This window comes from Hoeflea phototrophica DFL-43 (assembly GCF_000154705.2).
GTDB lineage: Bacteria > Pseudomonadota > Alphaproteobacteria > Rhizobiales > Rhizobiaceae > Hoeflea > Hoeflea phototrophica.
On sequence record NZ_CM002917.1, the window covers coordinates 4,001,940 to 4,014,990 of the forward strand.

The window sequence follows — 13,051 nt, forward strand, 5'->3', positions numbered from 1 at the left end:
TGAATGTGCTGCTTCAGCAGAAGGGTTGGCTACTGAACATCAACAACCGCCAATCCTTGACAAAGGCTCAGAGCAGTCACGCCATCCCCATTGTTTTGTCCCCACCCTCTGAAGCCCGCTTATCCTGTAGTCCCTTTCCAGCGACACAGGATGAAGCGAATGCAAAAGTCTCCCAATCTTCAACTCCCTTACATCGCGGCGGCACAAGCACAAAAGCACGTGACCCACAATGAAGCGCTGCAGGCACTTGATGCGATCGTGCAGCTTGCCGTGCTCGACCGCGACCTGGCTGTACCGCCGCCACTGCCAAACGATGGGGACCGCTACATCGTCAGGCCGACTGGCAGCGGTGAATGGTCGGGACATGATCAGGAACTGGCGGTCTGGCAGGACGGAGCTTGGGTTTTTTACACGCCTCAGATGGGGTGGATGGCCCAGATCATTGATGAAGGCAGGTTCGTGACATGGGGCGGCTCGTCATGGTCTGATCATGACCATGTCAATCCGGTACCGCGTGTTGGAATCAACAGCCTCGCAGATGCCACCAACCGCTTGCTGGTTAAGAGCGATGCGGTGTTGTTCTCCCATGACGACGTGACGCCCGGCAGCGGTGATCACCGTTTCAAACTCAACAAGGCTACCGCGGTCAATACGGCCTCTGTGCTGTTTCAGAATGGATATTCGGGTCGCGTCGAGCTTGGGCTGACCGGCGACGATGATTTCCATGTCAAGGTATCGCCTGACGGGATGAGCTGGTTCGAGGGCATCCGTGTCGACAAAGATACCGGCACAGTCAGCTTCCCCAACAGTATTGTTGGCGGCGGCCGCGAGGTACTGACTTCCGACAGAACCTACTACGTTCGCACCGATGGCAGCGACGGCAACAACGGCCTGAGCAACGATCCCGGTGGCGCTTTTGCAACGATTCAAAAGGCGATCGACATGTCCGCCAGTCTCGACATGTCGATCTACAACGTGACAATCAAGGTGGACGACGGCACCTACACCACCAACCAGATGCTCAAAACCTATCTCGGCTCTGGAACAATCACCATCGAAGGCAACGTGATGGCGCCCTCCAATGCAGTCATCAACGCGCCAGATTCTGCATTCACCGGGACCTTTGTGGGAAAATATGTCGTCAAGGGATTCAGGATTGAAGCCATTGACTATGGGTTCCACCTCCAGGGCGGCGATCTTGATTATCAGGACATCAATTTCGGCACCTGCTCAATCCACGTCTCGGCGTCCGGCGCAAAGATCACCGCAACCGGAAATTATGAGATTTCCGCTGGTGCGGCGCGACATTTGATGTCGTCAGGTCCCGGCAGCATGATACGCCTGTCAGGCATCACGCTGACACTCACCGGTGTTCCTGTTTTCAGCACGGCATTTGCCCATGCGGAGGAACAGGCGCAGATACGGCCCACTGGTCTCTCGTTCAGCGGTGGCGCCAGCGGAAAGAGGTACATCGCTGAACGGCTTGGCCTTATCCAGACCAATGGCCAGGCAAGCACATGGTTGCCTGGCAACATTTCCGGCACCGAGAACCAGGGCGGTCTCTACACATGAGAGACTCGCTGCACTTGAGGAGCCAGTCTCACCAGACCAGGGTCTTCGACGCGGATTTCGCGCGGTGCAGAACTGGTGTCGAAGGCAATCCCATCCGCGGGGGAAAACAGGTCGGGACATGGATCTCTCAGGACGCAAAGCCGATGCCCAAGGCATCGAGAAGCCGAAGGAAGGGCGGGCGGCGGCCGGTCAGGTCTTCCTCGGCCAGCCCTTTCTGCGCCATTCCAATAGCGAAGCTGCGCAACGGTTCAGGCGAATGCGGTTCCGGTGGCGGGATTGATCGCCTCAAATCTGCTGCCGGCCTGAGGCGCAACAAATGTGCCGTCGATGTAAAATTGGGTCGTCTGTATTTTCGGCCTCCGGTCTCAGGATATCTTGTGCCCACCAGCATCCAGGAACCAGTCATCCAAGTAGGGATACCACCAGTCCCGACGAACGGGTTTGTGATCTAGGATCACCATTTTCGAACGGCGGAAGGCATCAAGCCCAATGCGTCCAAGTTCGCGCCCAAGGCCGGAGTTCTCCAGCCGCCAGAGGGCAGCGCATCATTGTCGATCATTGGATTGTTGATCCAGACCATACCAGCCTCAAGCCGTTCATGGGCCTCATATGCTTCCTCCAGCGATGTGGTGAACACGCTCGCGCCAAGACCGAACTCGGAAGCCTCGGCGCCATCGACACCGATCTTATCGGCCGCCTAATCGAGGTTTTCGCAACGTTCCCCGCGCGCTTCTTCGTCAATGTCGGCGGTTTTCTCGAAAGCTACCAAAGCGTTCCCAACAGTGTCTATCTGGGCAGCTGGTTTCCGCAGCCCTCGATCGTCGCCCAGGCCGATCTTTTCATTCATCACGGTGGCAACAACAGCTTTTGCGAAGCACTTTATTATGGTGTGCCGTCCCTGATCATGCCCTACTGCTGGGATGGTTGAGCTACCCCCCGAAATTTGGACACTGACATAAGCTACGATTTGCAGTCTGCTGATCTTCGACGAGAAGGAGATCAGAGATGTCGAAACGCAAGCAACACGCGCCTGAGTTCAAAGCGAAGGTCGCGCTGGAAGCCCTGAAGGGCGAGGAAACCGCCGCTGAGTTGGCGAGCCGGTTCGGGGTGCATCCAACGATGATCCATCAATGGAAACGTGCGCTCCTTGAGGGCGCGTCCGGCGTGTTCGAACGCGGCGGTCGAAAGAAGCCCGAGATCGACGAGGAGCAGGTGAAGGAACTCCACGCCAAGATCGGGGAGCTGGCCGTGGCCAACTCTTTTTTGGAAAGAAAGCTGAAGCCATGGGGCGGGAAGTGAGGCGCGGCATGGTCGAACCCGATCACCCCCAGCTGTCGATAGGCCAGCAGTGCAAGCTGCTGTCGATCGCGCGCTCGTCCTTCTACTACACGCCTAAGGGCGAGACCGAGCAGAACCTCGACCTGATGCGTCAAATCGACGAGCAGTTCCTTGAAACGCCGTTCTTCGGCGTCCGGCAGATGACCTGGCATCTGCGCAACGATGGCCATCTGGTGAACGAGAAACGGATACGCCGGTTGATGCGCCTGATGGGGTTGATGCCGATCTATCAGAAACCCAATACCAGCAGGCCGGCGAAAGGGCACAAGACCTATCCCTACCTGCTGAAAGGACTGCGCGTGGATCGACCGAACCAGGTCTGGTGCTCGGACATCACCTACCTGCCCATGCGGCGTGGCTTTCTCTACCTCGTCGCCATCATGGACTGGCACACCCGTAAGGTTCTGGCCTGGCGCGTCTCGAATACGCTGGAGGCCGACTTCTGTGTCGAGGCGCTGAATGAGGCCATCCACAAGTTCGGCCAGCCGGAGATCATGAATACGGACCAGGGCAGCCAGTTCACATCCTTCGCCTGGACGGACCGCTTGCGCCGGACCGGCGTGCGCATCTCGATGGATGGAAAGGGCCGTTTCCTCGACAATATCTTCATCGAGCGCCTGTGGCGGACGCTGAAATATGAATGTGTCTACCTGCATGCCTGGGAGACCGGATCAGAAGCGAAGGCGGGCATCCGCAAATGGATGACGTTCTACAACCATCAACGCCCACACTCAGCCCTTGGTGGAAGACCACCTGCCGTGGTCTATTGGCTGGGAAAAGACGAAACCCAACCCGATCAGCAAGTGCAAAGAGTAGCTTAATTTACGCCAGAAACTGTCCAACGAATGGGGAGTAGCTCAGTAAAGACTGAGATTGTCACCATGGAATTCGGGGCTTACCTCGACAAGTACCGCAAGGCGGGCGATCTGGGCCAATTGTCGCTTCTCGGCCAGGCCTGGCCTACGATCGACGCTGACGGGCTGTTTACCCTGTTCAAACCGGGCAACCAGTATGCCTACTGGAACGACACCGCCTTTGACGAACAATTGGTGATCGGCGCGACCACGACCGATGTCGCCACCCGCGAGGCAGCCTACAAGAAAGCAACCGAGATCATGTGTGAAGAGGCTCCGGTGCTCTTTCTCTATGCGCAGCCCGCGACCTATGGCGTTTCAAACAAGGTGAACTACACGCCGCGCGGCGATGACTGGATGCGGGCATTCGACATGACACCGGCGCAATAGCGCTGACGGCGCACCACCAAGTGCCAAAATACATAGGCGGGCGCTTCGCCCGCCTATTGTCGCTGAGAGCAGCGGTGAAAAAATCTGGAACGACCGCGCTTCAATCGGCTCAGGGCGCGCCCCAGTGAGACCGGTCAAACAATCTCTTTCCGCAAAACCCGGTGATGAGCGGCGAACAGCCAAACCTGAAACTGCCTCTCGACATGAGCCTCGTGCTTCCTCCGCTTTTGAACGAACACGGCAGCCTGAAATCGAGTGATCAAGGCAACCGCACAGCGGAATTCCGGACGCTGCAGAAACCCGGGTACATTGAACTTAAACACAAAGGCATTCCGGACACGGGACCCAAATACCAAGTCCCCGGTGTTTTACCGTTTTTTTTATGATTGTTATGTTTATGATTTGGTTGCGGGGGCGTGATTACACAGAGGCTTGTGATATAATTTTAATTGGGACTAGCCCTGCGTGAGATTCTATTGTTCCAAAACCCGGTTGGCTCCAATTGAGTCAAAGTCGGCACGACTCTAACGGGCCCAACAGTGGCGTCGCCTTAACCGAGCAAAGCGCGCGATCATTGCTTCGGCGTGAATTTCACGCTTTGAACGACAAGGCGATCTCACGCCAAGTGGTGCTGGCGTGGGCGCGGAGTTGACGATGATCAGTGGCAGTCATGTGTTTTCTATGAAGATGGAAAAGATTCGCAATCTGGCCGTGCCGACTTGACCCGCATCATGCGTTTCTCTCGTCGTCGCACGGGAAGGTGACAATTCTCGACGCGGTTGTTGAGCCCTTTATGCAAACGATGCTCGATACCCGGCATGAGCTGCCGCTTTGCAGCGGAGTAAGATCGCAGCTTATCTGTCACCATCACGCGTGGCGTGACGCCCTGGCTTTTCAGCAATTTGCGCATCAGCCGGAGAGCGGCTCCCTTGTTTCTACGGCTTTCCAGCAGGGCATCGAGAACGTAACCGTTGGCATCGATGGCGCGCCACAGCCAGTATTTCTTTCCCTTTATGGACACGACCATCTCATCAAGATGCCATTTGTCAGCAAAATTGCCGCAGGACCGCCGACGAAGTTGACGGGCGAACTTCAGGCCAAATTTCCTCGCCCATTCGGCGACAGTCTGAAAAGACACCTCGATCCCACGTTCGGCAAGCAGGTCTTCAACGTCGCGCAGGCTCAGCGGAAACCGATAATAGAGCAACACCGAATGCGCGATGACCTCGGCTGGAAAGCGGTGTCGTTTATATTGGGCGGAAGCATCTTCAGTCATGCAGATAGACTATGCCCCCGAACCCCACCAACCAGTTAAGGCGACGCCTCGCGGCGCAGACATGCGCAGCCTAGAACCCGCATTCGAACATGACGAAATGAAACGTGCGCTTGCACTGTAGCTTATGCAGTCAGACGAGAACGGAGCCGCCTCGAGGGCGGCACCGCTCGGTCTGGACGAGATAGGCTCTGCATCAATGCCGACTCGGCGAGCCGACCACAGAAGCTCCGTAGGACACATCGACAGGAAATCATTCGCCCGGAACCAGGTTGCAGTCAGGCAGATCCAGTGCAGCCCGCGCTTTTCGGATGACCTCCATCAAGACGCCGTATTCGTCTTCGAAATCGCGGGACAAATACGCTTCCATTTCAGATACCTCTTGTTCGAAGGCGATGTCCTCCGTTGTGTGGAATTCAGAAATTTTTCTGAGAACCGCAAAGCCTTTTGCGATTTGCAAATGGAGCTGCTTTGAGATCTCTTGCACTTGATTGTCCAAGCCCCGTTCCGTCGGCGTGATCACATACCAATTGAGATCTGGAAGCAGACGATCACTTATTTTGCCACCTTCATCGACGCCCGCCATGCGGATGACATTTTCGAGGTCGCCGCCTACTTTCTCGGCTACCATATCCATCGCTGCGCGAACGGAGTTCGCACTTACGCTGATACTTTCAGTTGCCAAACGTTGAATGTAAATCGTGTATTCCATAATGCTCCTCCAATATACTATAGCGTAATATAATATTTATTGTATAATATATCAATATATTAATTAAAAGAATGAACGGCGCAAATAGCTCTATAATTCATAGTTATAAATTACTATATCTAAATAAAAGACAATAAATTCCTTTATACATATTGTGGCCGATGATTTTTTGCTCAATCATCATTATACGATCAATTTCGATCGCACGTTACATTATAAAGGTGACTTACATGAACGACATCTCACAAGGCAAAAATGCGAGGCAACCGGCAACGCTTACCTCGAATCTTCCCATTGATCAGGAAGGGGCAGGTCCATTGAAGTCGCGGATCGTCATAACCATCACCGGTGGAGTGGCGGAACTGGCGGATGCGGAAAATTGGCCGAGCGGACTTGAGCTTTACATCGTCGACTATGATGTGAATGAAGGCGACTATGATGAAGACTGCGCGGATGTAGACGGCGAGTGTTCGATCAGATGTTATGACAGCATTCACAGAGTGAGCAACAGCTACGCTCAGAATGTGGCCATGGAATATGAGCGTTTGAACGCATCATGAATTGAACATAGGTCTCGACGGAAGGAACGAGTACGAAACCCAGCTTCTACAAGATGATTTGAGGGGAGCTGGGTTTGTGCGCCTGCGCACCACGACCGCCAACTCTAGCACTCATCGGCTGCGGGTGCGTCTGTTGGATGAGCACCTTCGCGTCTTCATCGGCGGCACGCATTTGCTGACGTTGCCCCATGGTGATCAAACAAGACATGGCAGCTCTGGCGTGCCCCCATCGGGTGGTCCGGTTTGATTGTTAGTGCATCGTTGGCCTCTGGTCCAACGGAACGATGCTTTCCGGCGCGGGTGGGCGGTAGCCCAGAGCGCTGTGCGGCCTGATCGTGTTGTAGTGGTTGCGCCATTTTTCGATCAGGATTTGTGCCTCTCTTAGGCTGTAGAAGATTTCACCGTTGAGCAGCTCGTCCCGGAACCTGGCGTTGAAGCTTTCGCAGTATCCGTTCTCCCATGGCGATCCGGGCTCAATGTAGGCTGTCTTAGCGCCGACCGCTCCAATCCAATCCCGCACCTTCTGAGCAATGAACTCGGGGCCATTGTCGGATCTTATATATTCCGGTGGCCCGCGCAGGATGAACAGGTCCGTCAGCGCGTCCAGCACGTCGGTTGAGTTAAGTTTGCGATCGACGCGGATCATAAGCGCCTCCCTGGTGTATTCATCGATGATGTTCAGTGTCCGATAGACGCGACCATCGGCGGTGCGATCCTGCACGAAGTCATAGGACCAGACATGGTTGGGCCGCTCAGGCCGCAGACGCACGCAGGAGCCATCGTTCAGCCAGAGCCGTCCTTTCTTCTTCTACTTTTGCGGGACCTTCAGCCCTTCACGTCGCCAGATGCGCTCGACCCGCTTGTGGTTCACCTGCCAGCCTGCATTGTTCAGCATGCCGGTGACCATGCGGTAGCCATAGCGCCCATATTGATCGGCCAGTTCGATGATGTCATCGGTCAGCCGCTCTTCATCGGCCCGGCCCTGGGGCACCTTGCGTTGCGTGGACCGGTGCTGCCCGAGCGTGCGGCAGGCGCGGCGTTCCGATACGCCAAGCTCCTGCCGCACATGGTCGATGCACTTGCGGCGACGTGAAGGGCTCAGAAGTTTCCCCGTGCCGCCTCGGTCAGAATGAGCTTATCCAGCGTCAGGTCAGACACGGCCCGCCGCAGCCGCTGGTTCTCTTTCTCCAGTTCCTTCAGTCGCGCAAGCTGAGACCTGCCCATCCCGCCATAGAGCTTCCGCAACCTGTAGAACGTCTGCTGCGTGACGCCGATCTGGCGCACGGCTTCCGCAACCGTCATTCCTTGTCCTTGCAGCACTTCTACCTGCCGAAGCTTCGATACGATCTCTTCGGGCTTCTCTCGTTTCCCAGCCATCGCTGATCCTCCAATTACGGGACAAACCTATCCCAGTTGGTGGACCACTTTCAGGGGGCTACTCCATCTTCGAGGAAGCGACAGAGAGAGGTCCAGCGAGACAGAACCCCGTCGGTCATCATAAGGCCATTACCGCATGTAGCTGAAATCAAGGAAATTCACGTGCGACTTGGTAGATTGAACAGTTGAAATTCTGGGGCTGCAGAAAACCGATAAGCGTACTACCGTGGCCATTGGGAACGGCGTAAACTTCTAGCCAGTCAGCCTCGTCCGGGTTGTCCGATGTGTAATATTCCGCGCCCGGTTCGATGGTCCGGAAGCGATCATCCGGCCATCGCATAATATCGGACATATAGCCCGGCTCCGTCTTGCCAATGTTTTCGCCAATTGCTGTACATACCCAATGCTGCACTTCGTCGGAAGCCTTTGCGCTCGTCGATTCCCCGGCAGCGGTTGCTGCCATCAAGGCTAAAATCAAAACCCTGTTGCGCATCGCCTTACCCTTACATCTCCGAGCTGGTCATGTTGCCACGCTAAGTGGATCGTTATGAATGCCGCGCGAAAAGCAGCAGGAAGACCAGGCTGGCCGTCAGTTCACTTGGTTGCAAATGTTGACTGCGACGTACCATTCATTGCCCCTCTTGACTTCACGTAAAAAACAATCGATCCGCAGGCCGGGGTTTTGGCTTTGGTAGCAAAGGCTAGCTGCGTTAGCATCTTCCCACTGGCTCGCGCCAGTTTGGTTCCAAGCGACGTTTCCACTCGTCACTATGTGCATACATACCGCTGGCCGGACATCCATACGCAGATTTCCGCAAACCGCGTCGACAATCTCTGGCGCGTGGATGCGCACTGAGTTACCCGCATAGCTGTTGGGACCATTGAGGAAATCGCGGCAGGCATGAGGGCGCTCCGGCTGCTGTGCCGGTTCTTGCGCAGTGTTTGCGGTTGTGCCAGCGAAACTGGCGCAGTGGTTCAGGAAATCACGAAGTTTCTGTCGATCAGAATTATTGATGACCAATCGGGTACCGCCGTCGCCGGGGTCAGAATCGATCTTGGGATAAAAGCGCGATCCGTCATTGGTTAGAGCCCGAAAGAAAGGTGATGTGGCAGGCAGAAAAAAGCTGTATCTGGGAAGATTGTCGCCCGCATTTGCGCTGGCTATGCGGTCGATATCTCCCGCAACAAAAATATGGTTTCCGTCTTCCAAACGGATCTTCAGGTTTTGGCTCGGATGGAGTGGGCTACCACCGCGCGGGTCGATCAACGCCGTAACATAGGGTGTTGGTTGTTGCGGATTGCAAAGTGCGGAAAAGACGTGTCGCCTCGTAACTTCATCACTGCCAAGAAAGGAGGCTGTCCAAATGGCAGAAATGCGTGCGCCATCGGACGAGGAAAAATAGACCCATTGAATGCCGAAACTACTGGCATGGCTGTTGGGTGCTGCTGAAATACAGATTGCGAGTGCTAACGCTACCGCTCTGAGAGAATTTTTGATCGCCATAATGCCTCGCATCTTTTGTCTTCCGGCTAGCGTTGGGTTCGCTTTCGCCACGTCAATTCAATGGCCTCACGGCACGCTTTTGCATGAAAGTCCGGCGCCGCCGAGCTCCAGATAGGCGTCATCTGCCTTTGTATGCAGCGAAATTGTACCAGCTTTGTAAAGTGCGCCTGAACCAGAGCGCACCTGAATCAGCCGTTCGGTAATGCCGCCAATATTAATCGTCGCAGTCGAATATGAGCGGCTATTGTCAAAGGTCACAGCAAAATGGCTGCCATTGGGGCATTGATAGATAATCGGGGCCATTTGCGGCGCGCTGGCAGTTTGATCATAGGCCGCAAAATGTGCATCGCATGCAACGCGGAATTGATGCGCGCCCTGGCGCACGCCGGACATGGATATGCTGCCCGGAAACATCGTTTCATCGCCGACAATGCGGTATTCGACTGACGAAATATTCTGGTTGAACAGCGACCAGAACGGGTCTTCTATGCCCAATTGAAGCATTACGCCTGCATATTCCTCGTTGAAGATACGCACGGTTCCAGCGTAAGTAGCTTCACTGACCGCCGACCGAAAAGCGACCTCAACGCGATCACCATCCTGTCGCGCGCCAAAATCGGCTGACAGCATTACCTCGATGGCCGGACCGCGTTCACCGCTTTTGCATGAGGCTATAAAAACAAAGGCGTCAGTTTCAGGAATAGCATAGCTCCAGTTTTCCACTTGCTTGCCCTGAGCATCGACATAGCTGGACAATCCCCAAACAAGCCCATCCGGACTGACGGGACCATAGGTATTTGCCCCTTGGGCCTGGGCAGAAAACAACGAGACAGACGCAACCAACAGACCTGAAAATATGCGGTGGAGGGCCATGATCAGTTCTGCACCAGGGCTGGCGGAGGCGGCGGCAATTGTGCTGGATCAATTGGCTGGCCCAAGGCTTGTCCCGCCGCGGGCAGATTGAGCGGTGGCGGCAGGGGATTTCCGTTCAATCCATTCACCCGCACGGGCACAGGCTCGTAGGAACTCTGTCCCAGCGGAAGCGCGGCATCTACGTTCTCATAGCCGTTGAGCCCATTTCCGGCATCATTGCGGTCGCGCAGATCGAAACCTTGAACCCGATCATATTGCCCGTCCTGTAGCGGCGCTGGAAGCAGGTTCAATGCGCCGTAGGGGTTGGCACCATATTGACCGATCTCGATTCCTGGCTGTCGATATTGCGGAGCTCCGGTGTCAACCGGCTGATAGGGGTTGCCGGCATTGAGCTGAGCATCTTGATAGTTCGGGTCATTCTGCAACAGCGGGCGCTGATATTGCGGCTGTTGCCCGTAAACGGGCGTGACACCTGGAGGCACATTTGGCTGTGCGGCGTTGGGGTTCAAAGGCAGAGTTTGGTACGGATTTTGTCCATATTGACCAATCTCGATTCCTGGCTGTCGATATTGCGGAGCGCCGGTGTCAACCGGCTGATAGGGGTCGCCGGCATTGAGCCGAGCATCTTGATAATTCGGGTCATTCTGCAACAGCGGGCGCTGGTATTGCGGCTGTTGCCCGTAAACGGGCGTGACACCTGGAGGCACATTTGGCTGTGCGGCGTTGGGGTTCAAAGGCAGAGTTTGGTACGGATTTTGTCCATATTGACCAATCTCGATTCCTGGCTGTCGATATTGCGGAGCGCCGGTGTCAACCGGCTGATAGGGGTTGCCGGCATTGAGCCGAGCATCTTGATAGTTCGGGTCATTCTGCAACAGCGGGCGCTGATATTGCGGCTGTTGCCCGTATACAGGCCTCACCCCGGGGGGCACAGCCGGCTGTCCGGCAATTTGTGCACCAGCAGGCAGCGCTTGATAGGGATCGCCCTGGCCATTGAGGCCGGTTATGGGCAGCGGCAATGGCGCGCCATTGGCGTTTTGCGGCGTTAAAGCAGGCTGGCCGTAGTCCGCTTGCCCAATTTGTGGGTTGTCAGGCAGCGGCTGGTAGCTACCGTCTTGACCGAACTGTGCCGGACGTGGTGGCACGGGCGGCGGTGGCAGCGTCGCCGTGTCAATGGGTCGAACGTTCTGGCCGTTGTCTGGAAGGTTCAACGGCGGCGGCAGAGGGTTGCCATTTTGCGCATTGGCGGGTAGCGCCTGATAATTGTCGCCTAGTCCTAATTGCGCCGGGCGCGGTGGCACGGGCGGCGGAGGCAGCGTTGCCGTGTCGATGGGTCGAGCGTTCTGGCCGTTGTCTGGAAGGTTCAACGGCGGCGGCAGAGGGTTGCCATTTTGCGCATTGGCGGGCAGCGCCTGATAATTGTCGCCTTGTCCTAATTGCGCCGGGCGCGGTGGCACGGGCGGCGGAGGCAGCGTTGCCGTGTCGATGGGTCGAGCGTTCTGGCCGTTGTCTGGAAGGTTCAACGGCAACGGCAGAGGGTTGCCATTTTGCGCATTGGCGGGCAGCGGCTGATAATTGTCGCCTTGTCCTAATTGCGCCGGGCGCGGTGGCACGGGCGGCGCCAGGGGCAAAACGCCATAGGGGTTTTGCGCATTCTGCTGGGGCCCAAGACCATAATTGGCCGGCAGTGCCGGAGCCGGAGCCAAATCATAGGCATTATTGTTCACACGCTCCGGCGGGGCTGCGCCATAGGGATTAAGCGGTGATGGGACGTCGCCATAGCTCCCGCCATCATTGCCCGTAGGTGGTGGCAACAAATCATAGCCGGAGCCCGCATTTTGCGCCGGTGGCGGGGCTGCACCATAGGGATTTAGCGGTGATGGGGCGTTGCCATAGCCCCCGCCATCATTGCCGGCAGGTGGTGGCAACAAATCATAGCCGGAGCCCGCATTTTGCGCCGGTGGTGGCGCGACACCATACGGATTCCCACCATTGGCCGGGGGCGGTGCGATCGCGTAGCCACCATTGCCGGTTGGCCCGATCTGTGGCACCGTATCATAGGGATTGTTTACAGCTGGCCGGCCATCATTGCCCGTCTGAAACCCGCCTTGGTTGTTTGATGGCGCATCGTAACCATTGCCCGAGGGGATGGAACCATAGCCGCCACCGGACGGGACCGCGCCATAGCCGCCATCGTTGACCGTTCCGTTTCCGCGGTCAGCCTGTGAGGGCACGGCACCATAGCCGTCGTCTCCGGGGCGTTGGTTTTGGCCGCGATTACCCTGGGCGTCGCCGCCGAAGCCGCCATTGTCACGATCAATGTTGTTCGGCCGCGAGCCCGGGCTCCATGTTGAACTAGAGCCGCCGTTTTTGGCGCGGTCCCGTAGCCGCGCGCGTTCCGCCGCAGTCATATTGACGTTGTGAATATAGCGGTCAGCCTTTTGGATCGTTTGCTTCAAGTCCAATCCCGCAACCGGAAAAGAATGGGCGGGCAGCACTGTGCCGCCTGCCAGAAGTGCTGAACAAACCGTGCCCAGCATGATGTTCTTGTACGAAACGACAAGCGACGTCTGGACCTTGGACTGTGCGATCATGGCT

General features: G+C 56.3%; 11 protein-coding genes and 3 pseudogenes. 6 read left to right on the forward strand and 8 right to left on the reverse strand.

Features of this window, described 5'->3' with window-relative positions:
- Positions 1-159 precede the first annotated feature (159 nt).
- On the forward strand, positions 160-1,572 hold the full coding sequence (locus tag HPDFL43_RS18915; RefSeq protein ID WP_007199021.1) for a DUF2793 domain-containing protein: 1,413 nt from the start codon (positions 160-162) through the stop codon (positions 1,570-1,572).
- Between the two features lie 365 nt (positions 1,573-1,937).
- Here the strand turns inward: HPDFL43_RS18915 and HPDFL43_RS21765 are convergent.
- Positions 1,938-2,242, reverse strand: a pseudogene (locus HPDFL43_RS21765) (aldehyde dehydrogenase family protein); the annotation flags it as partial.
- Here HPDFL43_RS21765 and HPDFL43_RS18920 point away from each other — a divergent pair.
- The 4 genes from HPDFL43_RS18920 (at position 2,171) to HPDFL43_RS22060 (ending at position 4,540) form a co-directional block, all read left to right on the forward strand.
- Complete coding sequence (locus tag HPDFL43_RS18920) at positions 2,171-2,500, forward strand: glycosyltransferase (protein ID WP_007199024.1); 330 nt, start codon at positions 2,171-2,173, stop codon at positions 2,498-2,500. The pseudogene HPDFL43_RS21765 and the gene HPDFL43_RS18920 overlap by 72 nt on opposite strands.
- A gap of 77 nt (positions 2,501-2,577) precedes the next feature.
- Positions 2,578-3,731, forward strand: a protein-coding gene (locus HPDFL43_RS18930) for an IS3 family transposase (protein ID WP_245271052.1) whose coding sequence is annotated in 2 segments (ribosomal slippage) — positions 2,578-2,830 and positions 2,830-3,731 — 1,155 coding nt in all. Because the reading frame shifts where the segments join, the coding sequence is not laid out codon by codon here.
- Positions 3,732-3,791: 60 nt separating this feature from the next.
- A complete protein-coding gene (locus HPDFL43_RS18935) occupies positions 3,792-4,154 on the forward strand; it encodes a periplasmic substrate-binding domain-containing protein (RefSeq protein WP_007199025.1) in 363 nt (120 codons plus the stop codon).
- 164 nt (positions 4,155-4,318) lie between these two features.
- On the forward strand, positions 4,319-4,540 hold the full coding sequence (locus HPDFL43_RS22060; RefSeq protein WP_007199026.1) for a hypothetical protein: 222 nt from the start codon (positions 4,319-4,321) through the stop codon (positions 4,538-4,540).
- Positions 4,541-4,745: 205 nt separating this feature from the next.
- On the opposite strand, the pseudogene HPDFL43_RS18945 reads toward HPDFL43_RS22060, so the two are convergent.
- Positions 4,746-5,430, reverse strand: a pseudogene (locus HPDFL43_RS18945) (IS6 family transposase).
- Positions 5,431-5,680: 250 nt separating this feature from the next.
- Positions 5,681-6,139 carry a hypothetical protein gene (locus tag HPDFL43_RS18950; protein WP_156970335.1) on the reverse strand — a complete coding sequence of 153 codons (459 nt, stop codon included), beginning with the start codon at positions 6,137-6,139 and terminating at the stop codon, positions 5,681-5,683.
- Positions 6,140-6,369: 230 nt separating this feature from the next.
- On the opposite strand from HPDFL43_RS18950, the gene HPDFL43_RS18955 reads away from it, so the two are divergent.
- Positions 6,370-6,699, forward strand: a complete 330-nt coding sequence (locus tag HPDFL43_RS18955) for a hypothetical protein (protein WP_007199029.1) — start codon at positions 6,370-6,372, stop codon at positions 6,697-6,699.
- A gap of 250 nt (positions 6,700-6,949) precedes the next feature.
- On the opposite strand, the pseudogene HPDFL43_RS18960 reads toward HPDFL43_RS18955, so the two are convergent.
- From HPDFL43_RS18960 to HPDFL43_RS18985, 5 genes and pseudogenes are all read right to left on the reverse strand, one after another.
- Positions 6,950-8,076 (reverse strand): annotated as a pseudogene (locus HPDFL43_RS18960) (IS3 family transposase).
- 148 nt (positions 8,077-8,224) lie between these two features.
- Positions 8,225-8,569, reverse strand: coding sequence for a hypothetical protein (locus tag HPDFL43_RS18970; protein ID WP_156970336.1), 345 nt, complete (start codon positions 8,567-8,569; stop codon positions 8,225-8,227).
- Between the two features lie 96 nt (positions 8,570-8,665).
- A complete protein-coding gene (locus HPDFL43_RS22065) occupies positions 8,666-9,580 on the reverse strand; it encodes a hypothetical protein (RefSeq protein ID WP_156970337.1) in 915 nt (304 codons plus the stop codon).
- Positions 9,581-9,646: 66 nt separating this feature from the next.
- On the reverse strand, positions 9,647-10,453 hold the full coding sequence (locus tag HPDFL43_RS18980) for an MliC family protein (protein WP_007199035.1): 807 nt from the start codon (positions 10,451-10,453) through the stop codon (positions 9,647-9,649).
- 2 nt (positions 10,454-10,455) lie between these two features.
- Positions 10,456-13,047 carry a hypothetical protein gene (locus tag HPDFL43_RS18985; RefSeq protein WP_007199036.1) on the reverse strand — a complete coding sequence of 864 codons (2,592 nt, stop codon included), beginning with the start codon at positions 13,045-13,047 and terminating at the stop codon, positions 10,456-10,458.
- Between the last annotated feature and the right edge of the window lie 4 nt (positions 13,048-13,051).

Excerpts from the sequence above, each read along its gene's own strand:
- HPDFL43_RS18915 (WP_007199021.1), top strand. The coding sequence starts at position 160 with ATGCAAAAGTCTCCCAATCTTCAACTCCCTTACATCGCGGCGGCACAA.
- HPDFL43_RS18920 (WP_007199024.1), top strand. The coding sequence starts at position 2,171 with ATGGGCCTCATATGCTTCCTCCAGCGATGTGGTGAACACGCTCGCGCC.
- HPDFL43_RS18935 (WP_007199025.1), top strand. The coding sequence starts at position 3,792 with ATGGAATTCGGGGCTTACCTCGACAAGTACCGCAAGGCGGGCGATCTG.
- HPDFL43_RS22060 (WP_007199026.1), top strand. The coding sequence starts at position 4,319 with ATGAGCGGCGAACAGCCAAACCTGAAACTGCCTCTCGACATGAGCCTC.
- HPDFL43_RS18950 (WP_156970335.1), bottom strand. The coding sequence starts at position 6,139 with ATGGAATACACGATTTACATTCAACGTTTGGCAACTGAAAGTATCAGC.
- HPDFL43_RS18955 (WP_007199029.1), top strand. The coding sequence starts at position 6,370 with ATGAACGACATCTCACAAGGCAAAAATGCGAGGCAACCGGCAACGCTT.
- HPDFL43_RS18970 (WP_156970336.1), bottom strand. The coding sequence starts at position 8,569 with ATGCGCAACAGGGTTTTGATTTTAGCCTTGATGGCAGCAACCGCTGCC.
- HPDFL43_RS22065 (WP_156970337.1), bottom strand. The coding sequence starts at position 9,580 with ATGGCGATCAAAAATTCTCTCAGAGCGGTAGCGTTAGCACTCGCAATC.
- HPDFL43_RS18980 (WP_007199035.1), bottom strand. The coding sequence starts at position 10,453 with ATGGCCCTCCACCGCATATTTTCAGGTCTGTTGGTTGCGTCTGTCTCG.
- HPDFL43_RS18985 (WP_007199036.1), bottom strand. The coding sequence starts at position 13,047 with ATGATCGCACAGTCCAAGGTCCAGACGTCGCTTGTCGTTTCGTACAAG.